The following is a 13,068-nucleotide window of genomic DNA, read 5'->3' as shown; positions in this document are numbered from 1 at the left end:
CCATGACATCAAGCCGGCTGCGGAGCCCGTCAGGGAGATGATGGAGCAGGCCGGGTGGACGCCGGCCGGCTTCGGGGACCGGCCGGGCGCAGCGGGCCCACCCCCTGAGAAGGAGGGCGGAGTGATGTCGCGTGCCTGGCGCGGCTGGTGTCTCCTGCGGCCCGGCCTCATGCTGTACGGCGGCGCGATCGGCGGCAACGACCTGCACGCGCACCACGCGGTCCAGCTCATCATCGCCGCCGAGCCGGTCACCTTGGCCGACGCCCACGGCGAACAGCTGACCACGCGCGTCGCCGTCGTCCCGCCCGACACCGGCCACACGGTGCTGACCGGGGCGCGCGACGCCCTGCTCGCCCACCTGGATCCGCGCAGTTCGCCGGGCAGGTCCCTGCTCGCGCGCGCCGGCGCCGGGCCGGGGGCTTCGTCCTGGTCGCCGTCCGCCACCCGGGCCGGACACGGCCTTCCGCCGATCGAGCCCGTGAGCTCGCAGCCGGCGAGCCGCGCGGGAACACGGCCGCTCATGTTCACCGAGCCGCCGGTCGGTCACGCGCGCTCGGCCGAGGCAGCCGGCGCGCTGCGCGCCGTCGAGGCATGGAGCGGCTCCGGCGGCCTCGTCGGCCCCGGCGGCCCCGGCGGCGTCCCGCCGCACCCGGCGGTGGAGGCGGCGATCGCCGTCATCCCCGCGCTCCTGGCAGGAGGGCCGGTAAGGCTGCGGGCGGTCGCGGACGCGGTCCACCTGTCGCCGAGCCGGCTCGCGCACCTGTTCAGCGCGCACGTGGGGCTCCCGCTACGGCCGTACGTGCGGTGGCTGCGCCTGCGGCGGGCCATCGACCGGGTGGCCGCCGGGGAGACGTTGACGGCGGCCGCGCACGCGGCCGGGTTCGCCGACGGCCCGCACTTCACCCGGGCCTTCCGGCGCACCTTCGGCAGCGTGCCCTCCGAGCTCGCCGCCGCGATCGACTGGCTGCCCTGACCCCCGGGCGAGCGCCTGGCGCAACTCGCGCTTGAGGATCTTGCCGGTCGCGGTCATCGGCAGGCTCTCACGGAACTCGATGGTCCGCGGGTACTTGTAGGCCGCCATGTTCTCCCGGCACCAGGCGACGAGCTCGTCCTCACTCGCCGTCGCACCGGCCGACGGGACGACGTACGCCTTGACCTCCTCCCCGTACGAGCCGTGCGGCACGCCGACCACCGCCACCAGCGAGACCGCCGGGTGCGTCATCAGCACCTCCTCCAGCTCGCGCGGGTAGACGTTGAACCCACCCCGAATGATCAGGTCCTTGGTGCGGTCGACGACGGCGTAGTAGCCGTCCTGGTCGCGGGTGGCGATGTCGCCGGTGCGGAACCAGCCGTCCCGCAGGACCTCCGCGGTCTCCTCGGGTCGCCCGTGGTAGCCCTTCATGACGTTGTGACCGCGGATGGCGATCTCGCCGGGCCCCTCGCCCTGGACGGTGTTCCAGTCGCCGTCCACCAGCCGCATCTCCACCCCCCAGAGGGGGAAGCCGATGGTGCCGGGCTTGGTGGGCCGGCTGAGCTGGTTGAAGCAGGCCGCGGGCGACGTCTCCGACAGGCCGTAACCCTCCAGGATCGGGATGCCGAACGTGGCCTCGAAATCCTTGAGCACCTCGACCGGGCAGGCGGCCGCCCCCGACACCGCCACCCGCAGCGTCGGGGGCACCTCGGCCCCCTCCGCGTGGATCTTCGACAACATCGCCCAGTACATGGTGGGCACCCCGGCGAACATGGTCACCTTCTCCCGGCGCATGAGCTCCAGGGCCTGGCCGGGCTCGAAGCGTGGCAGGAGCACCAGGGTGGCGCGGCGGCGCAGGCTCACGTTCATGACGGAGGTCTGGCCGAAGGAGTGGAAGAGCGGCAGTACGGCGAGCGAGACGTCACCCTCGGGATCGGCGGGGAACATCTGGTCGCTGACGACGGCGTTGATCAGCAGGTTCGCGTGGGTGAGCTCGGCGCCCTTGGGCGGGCCGGTGGTGCCGGAGGTGTAGAGGACGGCCGCGACGTCCTCCGGCCCGGTTCGAACCGTCTCGAACTTCCCGGGCATGCCGTCCAGCGCCGCCCAGAACGACTCGCCGTGCTCCGACTCGGCGGCCAGCGGCGTGGCGGGCAGGACGAAGAAGTGCTCACAGCCCTGCGTGCCGTCGAACCCCTCCCGCCCGCGCGCCCCCGTCGGCAGCTCATCAGTGCCCTCGAAGCAGAAGAGCGCCTTGGCGTCGCTGTCGGTCAGGTGGTAGGTGATCTCGCGCGGCTGCAGCAGCACGCTGAGCGGGACCACGGTCGCCCCGGCCTTGAGAATGCCGAAGTAGACGAACGGGAAGTAGGGGAGGTTCGGGCAGAGCAGCGCCACCTTGTCGCCCCTGCCGATCCCCCGCGTCACCAGCAGGTTGGCCACCTGGTTCGCGACGGAGTCCACCACGGCGTACGACAGGCGCAGGTCACCGAGGACCAGGGCGGTACGGTCCGGCGCGTTGCGGGCGCTGTCTTCCAGAACGATCGACAAATTGAGCATCGTGACCCTCTCCCGGGAACGGTCGTCCGTCCCCAGGATGCTCCGGTGGATCACGGCGGCACTTGTACGAACGTGCCGACTCCTCCCCCGCTGCGGGCGGCGGCCGGTCAGCCCATCGAGATGAGGATGGGCGCGACGTATCGCCCACGGTCGCCCGGGTGGCGGCGGGCGCCGTGGACCATCGTCGGCAGGGCCGCGGGTCCCTCCGTGGGCCCCAGCTTGGTGAGCCACGGGCGCAGGCCCGGGTAGGCGTCCAGCAGGTCGATCCGCACGTCGCGGTCGGAGCCGTGGGCGGCGGCCAGGATCAGCTCGCGGGCCGCCTCCTCCGAGGGTGAGACGACGGGGCCGATGACGCGGTGAGGGCCGGCGTTCCAGGCCACGGCGAAGCCGCCGTCGGTGACGACCGTGCGCTCGGCCGTGGCCAGCAGCGCGGTCAGCGCCTTGCTCCGGTCGGCGCCGGTGACCTCGGCGTCCAGGGCGAGGAGCGCGGCGTGGTCCTCCGGTGTCGCCACGCGAACCCCGGACGACGACGCCCCCTCCATCGGGCCCATGGTGATCGTCAGGCTGCCGGTGGGCCGGAAGCCCAGCCGCTCGTAAACGGGGCGCCCGAACCGGGTCGCGGTCAGCTCCACGACGCGGTCCCCGGCGACTTCCAGGGCGTGCTCCATCAGCCGCGTGCCGAGCCCCTGCCTGCCGTACCTGGCGGCGACCAGCATCATGCCGACGTCGGCCAGCGCGTCGCCGTGGCGGGTCACCACCACGCACCCGGCCAGGCCGTCGCCGTCGGCCGCGTCGATGGCGTACACCTCGCCCACCTCGAACATCAGCCGCCATTTGGCCTCGTCGGTGGACCACTCGCGATCACTTTCGAGCCGCCGGCACAGGGGCAGTTCCGCTGGAGCGAGAAGTCGAATGTCAGTCACGGGAGAGAACCTACTCCGTCGGCCACTGCGGCCCGGCCCCGGACGTCCCTGATCACCTCAGGCATTGACCTCGACCGCCGCGACTGCCTGGGCGAACGCCTCGACCAGGGGAGTCTGCCTGGCGGTGGGCCACACCAGCCCCGACTCGATCGGCGGTGCGTCGTGGAACGGCACGAAGACCAGGCCGGGCCGGACGTGGTACTCGGCCGCCCAGACGCCGGCCGGCGAGACGCCCTTGCCCGCCGCGACCAGCGAGAGCACCACCTGCCAGTCCGTCACTGACGGACCGGTGCGCCGGGGCTGAACGGGGCGCTCATGTCGGCCGGGGTGACTGCGTTGTCACGGTGACGTCAGGTGCTGCGCGGCAAGCCATGTGATTACTTAACGTTGCGACTCGCTACGCAACGCAGTCACACCTGGTGAAGGGACCCCATGCGCAGCATCCTGACCAAGACCCTCACAGCTCTCGTCGCCGTCGCGGCCCTCGGCGTCACCGCCCCCGCCCCCGCCCAGGCGGCGGACGCGGCCTACTTCGTGATGACCGACATCACCCGCGAGGAGTTCATCGTCAAGCTCACCGACCCCGCGAAGATCCAACACGCTCGCGACCTGGTGAACGGCGAGACCATGGACCGGCCGCACGTCGTCGGACGCATCCTCAAGCGCCAGACCGACTTCAACCCGCGCTGGAGCTACCACCTGAACGCCGACACCATCGACTTCTTCGACCAGTTCATCGAGGTCTGCGACGCGACGATCCCCTACGTCGAGGATCACCTGGACGAGGCCGGCGGGGCGTTCCTGCCGGGCCTCGTCTGGTGCGGCTGGACCACCAGGCTCGTGCGCGAAATCACGCCGTAGCCCCTGGCGCCGCCCGCCCTCGCGGCCCCTGGAGAACCACTCCGGGGGCCGCCCGCATGCACCGGAGCCGACCCCGCGACATGCGTCGCCTGCAAATGCATCGCCGCATTCATCGCGTACGCGTTCAGTCGCCGTACCGCGAGTTCGGCAAGGAGCCGCGCGCCGTCGTTCAGCACCACGTCGTCGAACTCGGCGCGTGGCGAGTGGTTCTCCTCCGCCTCGTCGCGGCTCAGGCGCGCCGGGCGCGCGCCCAGGAACACGAAAGCCCCGGGCACCTGAGCCGGCACGCGGGAGAAGTCCTCGGAGGCGGGGTGCGGGTGGGGGATCGCTTCCCGGGGTATTTTCCGCGCCCGTACGCCCTCCGACCCGAGTGGACAGTCACGAGGAGGAGGGCCCCATGACACTGCAGAAGTCCGACATCGACTCCCTGGTCGAGTGGATCGCCGGCAAGAAGTTCGGCAAGACCACCAACTACACGCTCGCCATCGTCGACGACAACCTCTGGTTCACCAAGTCCAACGGCCTCGGCGGCGTCACCGGCGAGGGCCCGGACGCCATCGTCAGCGAGATCGAGTCCCGGGGCCTCAACACCGACCGGCTGGTGTGCATCGCCGGCCCGTTCTGCGACAACGTCAGCAACCACGCCGAGATGTGCATCCTGGCCGCGGTGGGCGAGAAGAAGTTGTCGTCCATCAAGTACCTGAAGTGCTGCGCGCCCGTCTGCGACTTCTGCAAGGTGGTCCTCGACCACTACGAGATCCCCTACAGCTTCCGGCCCGCGCAGCGCGAAGGCGAGACCGTGACCGACGCCGCCTCCCAGCAGGGCTGGCGCCACCCGTTCCTGCCCATCGGGTTCGGCACCCAGAGCGGCGACACCTCCAAGCAGCTGCAGGCGCTGGCCGAGCTCAACACGTCCGGGGTCGTCGAGGAGCGCAACGTACCCGCCGGCGGCACCTACCTGTACACCAAGCGCAAGGTGGGCAACTACAAGGAGGTGGTCTTCGGCTAGGTCCGCCAGGGGGCGTCCGGGGTCGATCGGCGCGGCCAGGTCGGTTGCAGGCCGGACGCAGCGGCGCTAACCGCCGCCCAGCACCACGGTTGACGGGCCATCCGGTCCGGCAGGACTGCAAACGGCCGGAGGAGCGGACGTGCTGCCACCGGCCGACGCGATGGCGGTGGTCCCGGCGACGATCCACAAATGGGCGGGCGGGATCTCCGACACGCCGGCACTCGGGCTGCTGAACGAAGCGATCGGCCTGGGGCTGCCGCTGGTCGCGATGCCGTGGCCGAACGTGGCGCCGGCCGCCCACCCCGCCTTCACCCTCAGCGTGGAACGGCTGACCTCCTGGGGCATCTCGCCGGTACTGGATCCGGCACGGCTGCCGCAGCCGTCCTCCGGCGCACCGGAGGACGGCCACATTTCCGTGGACGGAACTGGAGGCGGAACGGCCGATCAACCGCTGCCCCGGAGTTGGCAGCCCAGCCGATGATCGCCTTAGAGACGGCAGGGTGCTCTCGGCACCATCGCGGCCATGGCGGCGACGGCGTCGCGGCCGACCTGGCGGCGGGTCCTGATGCGCCGTTCGGCCATCAGGGAGGGCCCAAAAGCCGGCCTCTCCTCTTAGTGGCCCGTTTCTAAGCCCGCAGATTTCACTACTGGACAAATCTCGCTCGATATGGCTACGCACCGACGAGCAGAGAGACATCTATCTCATTGTGCGGAGCGCCATTCTGTGGCTTCACCGCCGACACCCCATCTGACCTGGGAAAAGATATCCCAGAGGCAGTTTTTTCGGTTTTTTGAGCGCTTGTGGCGTGCCATTAGGGTGCACATTCATGGAATCGACTTTTTGATCGCGGAGCGTCCAGGTCGGCGAAGCGGGCGCTAACCGATGGCCGAGCTTGGAGAAGATTCCGCACACCCTTGACCGCGTTCACAGCGCGAGAATCAACTGCTCTGAGGAAGGATTTGCGTGAAAGCGTTGCTGACCCTGACCTGCGCAGGTCAGTTCATGGTGCTGCTCGACAACACGATCGTCGGCGCCGCCCTGCCCGACATGCAGCAGCGGCTCCACACCGGGCTGACCGGCCTGCAGTGGATCGTCGACGCCTACGTGCTGCTGGTCGCCATGCTGCTGCTGTCGGGCGGCGTGTTCGCCGACCGGTTCGGCCGCAGGCGGGTGTTCCTGGCCGGGGTGGTGGTGTTCACGGCCGCGTCGGTGGTGTGTTCCCTGGCGCCCTCGATCGGCTGGCTGATCGCCGGGCGGGTGCTGCAGGGCGTCGGGGCCGCGGCGCTGAGCCCCGCCTCGCTGGCCCTGATCGCCGCCGCGTATCCCGCCCCGGGGGAGCGCGTCAGAGCGATCGGGTTGTGGGCCGGGTTCAGCGGCATCGGCCTGGCCGCCGGACCGCTGGCGGGCGGGATCCTGGTGGAGTCCTTCGGCTGGCCCGCCATCTTCCTGGTCAACGTGCCCATCGGGGCGGTCCTGCTGCTGGCCGGGCTGCGCGTGCTGGGGGAATCCCGCAACGCGAGCGCGCCGCCGATCGACGTCCCCGGCACGGTTCTGTCCGTCGCGGGCGTGGGCGTTGTGACCTACGGCCTGATCGAGGGCGGTTCCCGAGGCTGGACCTCGCCGGTGATCCTGGGCAGCTTCGCCGCCGGGCTGGTGCTCCTGGTCGCGTTCGTCGTGGTCGAGGGTCGTGTGTCGACGCCGATGCTGCCGCTGCGGCTGTTCCGTCAGCGGCTGTTCACGGTGTCCAACACGGCGATGGTCGTGGTCGGGTTCGCGCTGATGGGGTCGTCGTTCTTCTTCTCCCAGTTCTTCGTCTACGTCCAGGGCACTTCGATCCTGGTCGCCGGGCTGCGGACCCTGCCCGTCTCGCTGGCCATGGTGATCGTCAGCCCGTACGCGGGCCGGTTCGCGGCCAGGTACGGCTTCCGCGTCGTCGCCGGCCTCGGCCTGGCGCTGGCCGGGCTGGGGCTGCTGGCGCTGGGCTTCGTGCACGCCGACACCGGCTACGGGAACGTGTGGTGGCGGCTGGCGGTCGTCGGCGTCGGGTTCGCTCTCACCATGTCGCCGCTGACCGGGGCCGCCATCCAGGCGGTCAGCCCGCAGGAGGGCGGCCTGGCCTCGGGCGTCAGCAGCACCACCCGGCAGATCGGCGCGGTGCTCGGCGTGGCGGTGCTCGGGGCGATCGTTCACACGCGGGAGTCCGGCGGCGCCTCCTTCGAATCCGGCCTCAACAGCGCCTTCCTCGTGGCGGGTGCCGTGACGCTGGCCTGCGCCGTGTTCACCGTCCTGTGGCTGAGCGCTGGCCGGACGCCGCGGGCCGTTCCGGACGGCGTCCCCAGGCCGAGGGCGGCGGCGCGCGGGTGAGCTCGTTCAGATGCTGGTCGCTGACGGCCGCGCCGACCGGGCGGGGGCCTCGGCGATGTTCGGGAGACGGGAACGGCTCCGGAGAGAGCGGAAGGGCCCTCGCATGGTCGCGGGGCCCGTCGCTCGTGGCGTCACCTGGCCGAGACGGCCTTCCCGGTGCGCGGGATCGCCTACTGCTGGTCCTGCGTGCGCTTCGCGGGGAGCGCGTAGGCCAGGGCCGCGCCGAGGCAGACCGACATCGCGAGCCCGAGGAGGAGGTTGTGGAGGGTCACGCCGAGGCCCATGCCCAGCGCGACGCCCGCGGCCAGGCCGACGATCCAGTTCGGGGTGGTGTTCTTCGCGTTCTTCGTCATGGTTCGATCCTGTCGGAGGTGCGGCGTTCGGGTCAGATGCCGCAATCACGAGCGGGAGATGACAGGAGTCATGACGTCCGCCAGGCAGCGCCCACGCCAGGCGTCCGTGCAACGTGGTGCATGCCTCGGAGGGGTGGGCGGTTCTCGCGGTGATGTGCGCGAGCCTGTTCCTGGTCGGCATCGATCTGACCGTGCTGAACGTCGCCCTGCCGAGCCTGACCGAGGAGCTGATGCCCGGCGCGACCGAGGTGTTGTGGATCGTCGACGTCTACTCGCTCACGGTGGCGGCGCTCCTGGTGACCTGCGGAACGCTGGGCGACCGGCTCGGCAGGAAACGGATGGTGCCGGCCGGGTTCGCCGTGTTCGGCGTCGCCTCCGCCGCCGCGGCGCACAGCGCGGGCGCCACCGTCGGGCCGGTTCTCGGCGGCGCGCTGGTGGTGGGGCGCGGTCTTCCTGGTCAACGTGCCCCTCGTGGCCTTCGCGCTGATCGCCGGCCTCGGGCTGGCGGTCTACGCCGGAAGCAGGTGGGCGACCACCCGTCCGCCGGGACGGCGCTGGCAGGGGCCGCAGGCGTGGCGCTGCTCGTGGACGGGTTCACTCCCCTCCAAGCGGGGCTGGCGCTCGCTCCGCCGGCCGCGGCGAACGCGGTGGGTGCGGCTGGGGCGCCCTTGCTGGCAAAGCATTGGGGGCGCCGGTCCGCCGTGGCGGCGTCGCTCCGGTGTCGCGGCGTCGCTCTGGCTGACCGCCCTTGTCGCGGTGGTCTTGTTGCGTGACCCGGGTGAACCCTCCGGGGTGGTGGCGGCGAGCAGCGGCTCGACCATGGCGAAATGAGCGAGCTGCGAACGTGGCCATGTCCGCGCACGGCACCTCCGACCCTCTCTACGTGCCGCCCGTGAGCTGCCGGAGCGCCACCGCCAGGACGAACGCGGCCGATGACCGGGTGTCGCCCCGCTGGTGGCTCAGGTGGCCGGCCCGTCGTGGTCGGTGGGGGCGCGGTGGAGTGGCACCGAATCGGTGGCGAATCGCGCGGCACGAGGCTCGCGTTCGTCTCCGAACCGGCGGGTGAGGATGTCGTAGAGTTCCGGGCGTCGTCCCTGGAGCCATCGCCGGCCCGTCGACAGCGGCAGCAGGGAGAGGTCGAGGTCGGCGATCACCATGTCGTCCCCCGCCTTCCAGGTCTCGCCGAGGATGCGGCCGTAGGGGTCGATGACCATCGCATTGCCTGTGCGGATCTCGTCGTCGTCCTGGCCGATGCCGTTGCTGAACAGGATGAACAGGCCGTTGTCATGGGCGCGGGCGGGCAGCCAGCGCATCAGCCACCCGCGTCCGCTGGGGCCGCGCAGCTCGGCCTCGATCGCCTCCGGGGCGCGGCGGCGATCGTGCCAGAGCTGCGCGGGGATCGGCCGCATCCCGTGGGGGCTGCGTGAGTCGGTGCCGCCGGTCTGGTGGGGGGCCAGCAGGATCGACGCACCCAGCAGCGCACTTGCCCGGACGTTCTCGACCAGGTTGTTGTCCCAGCAGATGAGCACGCCCACGCGTACGCCCCAGGGGGTGTCGAAGACGGTGTAGGAATCGCCACTGCTGATCGCCTCGTGTTCGAAGGCGTGCAGTTTGCGGTGACAGTGGACGTTCCCGTCCGGCATGCACACGGCGTAGCTGTTGAACAGGCGACCCTGCTCGTCGATCTCCAGGAAGCCGGCCCCGATGGCCATGCCGTGATCGGCCGCCAGCTGCCGGACGACCGAGATCGACGGCCCGGCCAGCGGCTCGGCCAGCTCGCGGAGCCGGTCGACGGGGTGTCGGCGCAGGTGCCAGTACCCCAGCAGGCACATCTCCGGGAAGGCGAGGATCCGCACTTCCGCGGCGGTCGCCTCGCGCACGTAATGCTCGATCCTGGCCAGGTTGTAGCTCTTGTCGTCGGGCCGGGGCTCGAACTGAACGGTCGCGCCGCGCACCGCCACGTCACCTTGTTCCACTGCTGACTCCTCCACGTCGCCGTTTCGACAGCAGGTGACCATACGCGTCTTCCATGCGTCCAATGAATTCCATATGGCTTTCTATAGACTCCAGGAATGGAATTGATGCTGCTCCGCGCCTTCCTGACGGTGGCCGAGCTGGGCAGGTACGGTTCGGCCGCGCAGAAGCTGCTGGTGACGCAGCCGACGCTGACCAAGCAGATCCAGTCCCTGGAGGCACGGGTGGGAGGCCGGCTGTTCCACCGCGGGCGGCACGGTGCCACGCTCACCGACCTGGGGGCGATCCTGCTGCCCGAGGCGCAGGACCTGGTGCGGCGCGCCGATGCCCTGGTTCTGCGCATCACCAGGGCGGCCGCCGGGGAGATCGGGCGCCTGTCGGTCGGCTTCGGGCTGTCGAGCATCGATCTGGCCCCGCGCGCCGTGGCCGCCTTCCGTCGGCGCCATCCCGACGCGCACGTCACCCTGGACGACATGTCCTCCCAGGAGCAGTTCGACCGGCTCGCGACCGGGGAACTCGATGTGGGCTTCGTCCGGCTTCCCGAGGGGGACGCCTGGGCCCACATGGTGCTGGACACCGATCGCCTCGCCCTCGCCTCGACCGGCGAGCACACTTCGCCGCCGCAGGACGCGTCAGACCTGCCGCGCTGGGTCGCTCGTCACCGGTTCGTGCAACTGAGGAAGGACAGAGGGCCGGGCCTGGTCGGGCAGATCGAACGGCTGTGCGGGGCCCTCACGGTTCGTCCCGACGTCGTCCAGGAGGCGGACGACCTGCAGACCGTGCTGGCGCTCGTGGCAGCCGGGGTGGGCGCGGCGTTCGTCCCGGCCCGCGCCGGCCGCATCGCGCCCCCGCCGGTCACCGTCACCCCGGTCCTTCATCCGGTGGCGGAGTGGCAGATCGCCGTGGTGTGGAACCGTGATCGCGTTCAGCCCATGACGGCCAACTTCCTCGCTGTTCTTCGAGACACTCCCGCGTTGTCCGGCCGGACGACATACGGTGCGACGTCACCATCGGACGACTTCGGCTGAGGCGGCGTCCTGTATCCGCCGCCTCACCTCACGAGCGGGCACAGGGGCCATCACCTCCTGGTTTGGGGAGATCGGGAGCGATGGCAGGCGGTCGTCGAGAGCTTGCGCTGGGGTTCTCCGGCCGGAGCCCGTACGGATCTCCAGGCCGGCCTCACTGCTCTTCTCTTCGATGTCTCTCCATCGTCAGACCCACATCCACGAAGAAGGCCGCGAGGAGCAACACACCGCCGACGGCCAGCAGAATCGTGGTCGGGATCTGAACGAGATTGCGAACGTCCTCGCACGCGTTCACATGGTCCTGACCGGCGGAATCGGACGGCGAGATGAAGGCCGAACCGCACTCCGAGCCACCTTCGGTAAGGGGCATCACCCCAGCAAGCACCCCGGCACCAACAAAGAGGAAGGCAATGAACACGATCGCCTTGATGGACATACGTGATCCTTCGGCATGATCGATGCGGAGAAGGATCCTTCCATATCGCCCGCAGATGCGAAAGTGCTGGCCCAGCGCCTGATGACCCACCGCCCCCGGGGTGATCCATCCAGATGGTCGTGTGAGCCCTAACGGGCGATCACCCGCACCTCGGGAAACCGCGAGGAACGCTTGTCGAGCAGGTTGCCCTTGCGCCGTAGATGCAGGTCGAAGAAGGCCGTGGTGTAGGCGCGGGTGACGGCCACGGAACGCGCCGCCGACAGTGTCCCGTTCACCGCCTGCAACTGCTCCTTCGACAGGCCGATCACCGGCGCCGCCTGCTCGTACACCAGCGGCAGGTCGGTGTAGGAATTGTGCTTGGCGCCCTTGGTCTTCACGTGCAGCCGCCAGCCCTTCAGCCGGGACCAGAAGGCCTTCTGCCCGCGGATGGGCTTGTCGAAGATCTCGGCCTCCATCAGCATGTACGGCCTGGTCAATCCCTTGGCGGCCACCTTGCCGAGTGCGGGGCCGTCCAGGTTCAGCACCGCCTTGACCCGCCGATCCTCCAGCATCGTCGCGGCGGCCGTCGCTCCTCCCGCGGAATGGCCGAACATGCCGACCCTGCTCAGGTCGAACGCGCCACGCAGACCCTTCGGCAGCTTCCGGCCTTCGGCATCGGGGTTCTGCCCCTTGTTCAGTTCCTTGAGCTGGTCCAGCACGAAGCGCGTGTCAGCCACCCGTACCTTGACCTCTTCGGCCTTCTCCTCCAGCCGGCTCACCGGGACCGGCTTCAGGACCCGGCCGGTGACCGTGCCGTCGGGGAACTCCACCTCTCCCGCATCGCCTGGGTGATCGATCGTGACCACCATGTAGCCCCGGCTGGCCAGTTCTTCGACCGTGGCGGTGTTCATGGAACGGTCGGCGCCGTTGCCGGGCGAGAACAGCACGACGGGCAGCTCTCGGCCCGCCACCGGGGCCCCTTCTCGGCCATGGGTCAAGGGCAGGCTGACAGCCGCGGGCGAGAGGCCGTTGGTGCGGTAGAAGGCCTCGGCGGCGCGAGGCGGCAGCCAGGGCGCGGCGGGGTGGCCGTCCGGACGACGGGTGGGGTACCACAGGCTGACCATCAGCTCACGCCGGTCGTGCGTCTTGATCCACGGGTCGGCCCTGGAGCTGTCGCGCAGGTGCAGCGCGACGGTGCCGATCTCGCGCGGACCTGTCGGCTTGGGCAGGGCCACAGTGACGGGCTTCGACGCGGCCTGTACGGCGGGCCCGGTGACCAGAAGTCCGACCGCGACCGCGGCGGCCACGCCCCGTCTGAGCAATGCGTAGTTCATGACGGCCACGCTAGGGTGGCTCGCTGTCCGGAAACTCCTCACCGGAGATGAGTTCGGCCTTCCTGCGAACGGCGGAAGCACCCGTCCGCTCGGAGGGGAGATCAGGGCCCGTTTGAGGTTGAAACGGGCGGCACTCCCTGCTAGATCGATATGCACCGCGCGAGGCCGCCGTGTGACCGTAATTCAGCGGACATGTGGGTCCTTCGGCCGCTAGGGTCGGAGCCGATGCGGAATCCCGTCCGCCTGGGGAACTGAGGAGCCTGATGTCCACGACGATGACCGGAG

Annotated in this window: 12 protein-coding genes and 2 pseudogenes; 7 read left to right on the top strand and 7 right to left on the bottom strand. The window is 70.3% G+C overall.

Features of this window, described 5'->3' with window-relative positions:
• Positions 1 to 37: 37 nt before the first annotated feature.
• Positions 38 to 889, top strand: a pseudogene (locus ACWCSU_RS35700) (helix-turn-helix domain-containing protein); the annotation flags it as partial.
• On the opposite strand, the gene ACWCSU_RS35695 reads toward ACWCSU_RS35700, so the two are convergent.
• The 3 genes and pseudogenes from ACWCSU_RS35695 to ACWCSU_RS35685 all read right to left on the bottom strand — a co-directional run.
• Positions 788 to 2,524: a long-chain-fatty-acid--CoA ligase gene (locus ACWCSU_RS35695; RefSeq protein WP_449941043.1), complete on the bottom strand. Its 1,737-nt coding sequence runs from the start codon at positions 2,522 to 2,524 to the stop codon at positions 788 to 790. The pseudogene ACWCSU_RS35700 and the gene ACWCSU_RS35695 overlap by 102 nt on opposite strands.
• 107 nt (positions 2,525 to 2,631) lie before the next feature.
• Positions 2,632 to 3,447, bottom strand: coding sequence for a GNAT family N-acetyltransferase (locus ACWCSU_RS35690; RefSeq protein ID WP_449940989.1), 816 nt, complete (start codon positions 3,445 to 3,447; stop codon positions 2,632 to 2,634).
• Between the two features lie 57 nt (positions 3,448 to 3,504).
• Positions 3,505 to 3,750 (bottom strand): annotated as a pseudogene (locus tag ACWCSU_RS35685) (LysR substrate-binding domain-containing protein); the annotation flags it as partial.
• Positions 3,751 to 3,879: 129 nt separating this feature from the next.
• Here ACWCSU_RS35685 and ACWCSU_RS35680 point away from each other — a divergent pair.
• The 4 genes from ACWCSU_RS35680 to ACWCSU_RS35665 all read left to right on the top strand — a co-directional run bounded on the left by ACWCSU_RS35680 (position 3,880) and on the right by ACWCSU_RS35665 (position 7,682).
• Entirely contained in the window at positions 3,880 to 4,308 is a 429-nt protein-coding gene (locus ACWCSU_RS35680) for a BP74-related protein (RefSeq protein WP_449940987.1), read from the top strand.
• Between the two features lie 397 nt (positions 4,309 to 4,705).
• Complete coding sequence (locus tag ACWCSU_RS35675) at positions 4,706 to 5,317, top strand: hypothetical protein (RefSeq protein ID WP_449940984.1); 612 nt, start codon at positions 4,706 to 4,708, stop codon at positions 5,315 to 5,317.
• A 139-nt stretch (positions 5,318 to 5,456) separates the two neighbouring features.
• The gene (locus ACWCSU_RS35670) at positions 5,457 to 5,798 is read left to right on the top strand and encodes a hypothetical protein (protein ID WP_449940983.1); all 342 of its coding nucleotides are present in this window, start codon (positions 5,457 to 5,459) and stop codon (positions 5,796 to 5,798) included.
• A gap of 483 nt (positions 5,799 to 6,281) precedes the next feature.
• Positions 6,282 to 7,682 (top strand): MFS transporter, encoded by a 1,401-nt coding sequence (locus ACWCSU_RS35665; protein WP_449940980.1) that lies wholly within the window; start codon positions 6,282 to 6,284, stop codon positions 7,680 to 7,682.
• Between the two features lie 170 nt (positions 7,683 to 7,852).
• On the opposite strand, the gene ACWCSU_RS35660 is transcribed toward ACWCSU_RS35665, so the two are convergent.
• Positions 7,853 to 8,035 carry a hypothetical protein gene (locus tag ACWCSU_RS35660; protein WP_357701594.1) on the bottom strand — a complete coding sequence of 61 codons (183 nt, stop codon included), beginning with the start codon at positions 8,033 to 8,035 and terminating at the stop codon, positions 7,853 to 7,855.
• Positions 8,036 to 8,148: 113 nt separating this feature from the next.
• On the opposite strand from ACWCSU_RS35660, the gene ACWCSU_RS35655 reads away from it, so the two are divergent.
• Positions 8,149 to 8,808: an MFS transporter gene (locus ACWCSU_RS35655; RefSeq protein WP_449940978.1), complete on the top strand. Its 660-nt coding sequence runs from the start codon at positions 8,149 to 8,151 to the stop codon at positions 8,806 to 8,808.
• A 186-nt stretch (positions 8,809 to 8,994) separates the two neighbouring features.
• Here ACWCSU_RS35655 and ACWCSU_RS35650 read toward each other — a convergent pair whose 3' ends face one another.
• Positions 8,995 to 10,011, bottom strand: a complete 1,017-nt coding sequence (locus ACWCSU_RS35650; protein WP_357701590.1) for a nitrilase family protein — start codon at positions 10,009 to 10,011, stop codon at positions 8,995 to 8,997.
• Between the two features lie 96 nt (positions 10,012 to 10,107).
• Between ACWCSU_RS35650 and ACWCSU_RS35645 the strand changes: the two genes are divergently transcribed.
• On the top strand, positions 10,108 to 11,037 hold the full coding sequence (locus ACWCSU_RS35645) for a LysR substrate-binding domain-containing protein (RefSeq protein ID WP_449940975.1): 930 nt from the start codon (positions 10,108 to 10,110) through the stop codon (positions 11,035 to 11,037).
• Positions 11,038 to 11,188: 151 nt separating this feature from the next.
• On the opposite strand, the gene ACWCSU_RS35640 is transcribed toward ACWCSU_RS35645, so the two are convergent.
• Positions 11,189 to 11,470 carry a hypothetical protein gene (locus tag ACWCSU_RS35640; RefSeq protein WP_357701586.1) on the bottom strand — a complete coding sequence of 94 codons (282 nt, stop codon included), beginning with the start codon at positions 11,468 to 11,470 and terminating at the stop codon, positions 11,189 to 11,191.
• A 128-nt stretch (positions 11,471 to 11,598) separates the two neighbouring features.
• The gene (locus tag ACWCSU_RS35635) at positions 11,599 to 12,783 is read right to left on the bottom strand and encodes an alpha/beta hydrolase family protein (RefSeq protein WP_357701584.1); all 1,185 of its coding nucleotides are present in this window, start codon (positions 12,781 to 12,783) and stop codon (positions 11,599 to 11,601) included.
• Positions 12,784 to 13,068: the final 285 nt, after the last annotated feature.

The organism is Nonomuraea sp. NPDC001699, from assembly GCF_053596455.1.
This window is presented reverse-complemented; position numbering and strand designations above follow the sequence as displayed.